Annotated in this window: 2 protein-coding genes and 1 pseudogene; all 3 read left to right on the top strand. The window is 66.1% G+C overall.

The features are described 5' to 3' along the window. Positions 1–110: pseudogene (locus SM418_RS37875) on the top strand (IS5/IS1182 family transposase); the annotation flags it as partial. Positions 111–682: 572 nt separating this feature from the next. Then, positions 683–823: a hypothetical protein gene (locus tag SM418_RS37870; RefSeq protein WP_371946467.1), complete on the top strand. Its 141-nt coding sequence runs from the start codon at positions 683–685 to the stop codon at positions 821–823. 678 nt (positions 824–1,501) lie between these two features. Continuing rightward, a complete protein-coding gene (locus SM418_RS37865; RefSeq protein WP_371946466.1) occupies positions 1,502–2,404 on the top strand; it encodes a transcriptional regulator in 903 nt (300 codons plus the stop codon). Positions 2,405–2,438: the final 34 nt, after the last annotated feature.

Below are 2,438 nucleotides of genomic sequence, written 5' to 3'. Positions count from 1 at the left end.
AGCTCAAATCATGGCGAATCCTCCGCAAGCTCCGCTGCAGCCCCAGCAAGGCCGGCCACCTGGTCAAGGCCATCGCCGTCCTACAGAACTACGAACTCACCCGAGGATGAAAAAGGGTCACTGTCACCCTTCGGTTAGACGAACTCCCGCTTCCTTGGAATTCGACGACGGCCATGGCCTTTGTGTTTCTTGGACGTGACACGACGATCTTTCCTGGCTGGTGGTGGGGGCGGCGCGTCGGGCAGAGGGCAGGCGGAGCCTGCCCCGTACGCAGCGCCGCCCCCACCACCCGAACAAACACCCCAGAACCAAGAACAGCGAGCCTCAGAACACAACCCGTCGGATCGCGCCCGAAAGAAAGCCCTGCCCGGAGCTTCTAAGTTGTTCTACCGTGCTGCGCCGGATACGCCGCCAGCCCGCGGTCTGCGAAATCCGTCGCCGATCTGATCAACCGCCACGCCGTTCGATCGACTCCCGGTGCCGGGTGCTGCCGGTCGTCCGCTGCTAACCCCGGTGCATCTGCGCCGCAACGAGACTTCCCGCCTCTGGCTGCCGCATTCAGCATCGGTGAGGCCACCGCCATCCGCCGGCACCGAAGGATCATTGCTGCTCGCCGAACCGGCCCTGGCCTGTCCGAGCACCGCAGATCGCTGCCCGCAAGACCTACCTCATCCTGGACGGCATGGTTACGCCGATCCACCGACTCACTGGCCTTATCGACCGGCTCACTGGCACCGGCGCCCGGCCGCCCCGCTCAACCAAGCTTCGCCTGCACGGCGTGAACATCCAGTTCCTGACCGACCCGAACAGCGAGCTGATCTGAGCCTCGCCGGCGCCGGACGGCTCGCCAAACGGTCTGCCCGCCGCCCGCACGCACGGCATCAGCGTCGCCCTCACCAGTCACGCGATCGCTTCCCACACCCCCAAGACCTAGATCGGTGTCGCGGCGCGATCGGCCCCCTACAGACAGACGAAGCGCCCGCAAACTCGGCAACGCAGAAGCTGTTCAACCGCTACCACACCAAGATCCGAGCGCTCGGCGAGCAGAGCTCCGCAACGCTCAAGTGCCGGCACATTCTGCAGAAGGCCCGCTGCTCACCCGGCCAGCCTCCACCCGACGGCCTGACCTCCCGACCCCCTGCCCCCTGACCTCCCGACCTCCCGACCGCCCGACGGCCCGACCGCCCGACGGCCTGGCCTCCTGGCCGCCTGAGCGCCATCGTCCAGACAACCCTCGCTCTTCACCACAAAGCCAAATGATGTCGTAAGCAGATCGCTGATCACCCCCGCAAGATCAATAATTTTGCTCGTTCGGCTTCACTGGACGGCATTCAGCGGTGTTACCGTTGATCGTTTCATAAGTGGATCAAGTTCAACCCGGTGGCCCGTCCAGCAGGAAGATCTAAGAACGCCGGACGGGCAGAGTTAAACTCCATTGACAACCAGTCATGCGATTCTGAGAATGGTGTGGTTCTCGTTGCTTGGCGTCTACGGGGTGGCGATGCTGAGGATCCATTTCACCGGTGAGGACCTGCCGCGTACGCGGCTGGCGGCAGGGCCGGATGCGATGTGGGAACTGCTCCTCAGCCTGTACCGGCTACGGCGCCCGCAGGGCTCGGCGGTGTTCGGGCCGTGGCGGCGGCGGGTCGGGCCGCGGGTCCCCGATTCGGCTCGAATGCTGACCGATCTGGTGCCGCCGTCCGGTTACGCCGTCGACTTCCTCACTCCCGTCACGGCGTCGGGAACGCTGGAGGCGGGCTCGGAGGCGTTGCGCGGCACCTGCCGTACGCGACTGCGCGACGATCTGGTGGAGTTGACCGTCCGGCATCCTGACCGCCACGTCCCCGGCTGGGTCGGAGGTCTGGCCGCGGGTCGCCCGGAGACACTCGGCAGGCTGGCCGACGCCGTGACCGAATACGCCAGGGTCTGCCTGGCTCCTGACTGGGATCGCATCAGCGCCGAGGTCCGGCATGACCAGTCGCTGCGCTGCAAGGCACTCGCCGAGGGCGGCTGGCCGGAGGTGCTCGGCGATATTCATCCGTCGGCGCGGTGGAGTTTCCCTGTCCTGGAACTGGACTACCCTGCCGATCACGACATCTACCTGGACGGCCGCGGGCTGATCCTGCAACCGTCCGTCTTCTGCTGGGGGCCACCGGTCACCCTGCTCGATCCCGAGTTGCCGCCGGTCCTGACGTATCCGGTCGCCAATGTGAGCCGGTGGTCGGTGGCCTCGCGCGAGGCACCCGCCGACCGGGAGAAGGCGATCGCCGCTCTTCTCGGCCGTACGCGGGCCCGGGTGCTGGAGACGATCGCCTTAGGGCCTGTTCGTAGTTCAGATCATGAGGGGGCTGGGAGGCTGCGCAGCCAGATGATGGCTGCGCGCAGGTGGAGTCCGGCTTCGTAGCTTTCGGGGGTTTTGTCGTAGCGGGTGGCCAGCC

The organism is Actinomadura chokoriensis (assembly GCF_041463665.1).
Classification (GTDB): domain Bacteria; phylum Actinomycetota; class Actinomycetes; order Streptosporangiales; family Streptosporangiaceae; genus Spirillospora; species Spirillospora chokoriensis_A.
Note: the sequence above shows the minus strand (reverse complement) of the source record. Positions and strands in the feature narration are given on the sequence as shown.

Excerpts from the sequence above, each read along its gene's own strand:
- SM418_RS37870 (WP_371946467.1), top strand. The coding sequence starts at position 683 with ATGGTTACGCCGATCCACCGACTCACTGGCCTTATCGACCGGCTCACT.
- SM418_RS37865 (WP_371946466.1), top strand. The coding sequence starts at position 1,502 with ATGCTGAGGATCCATTTCACCGGTGAGGACCTGCCGCGTACGCGGCTG.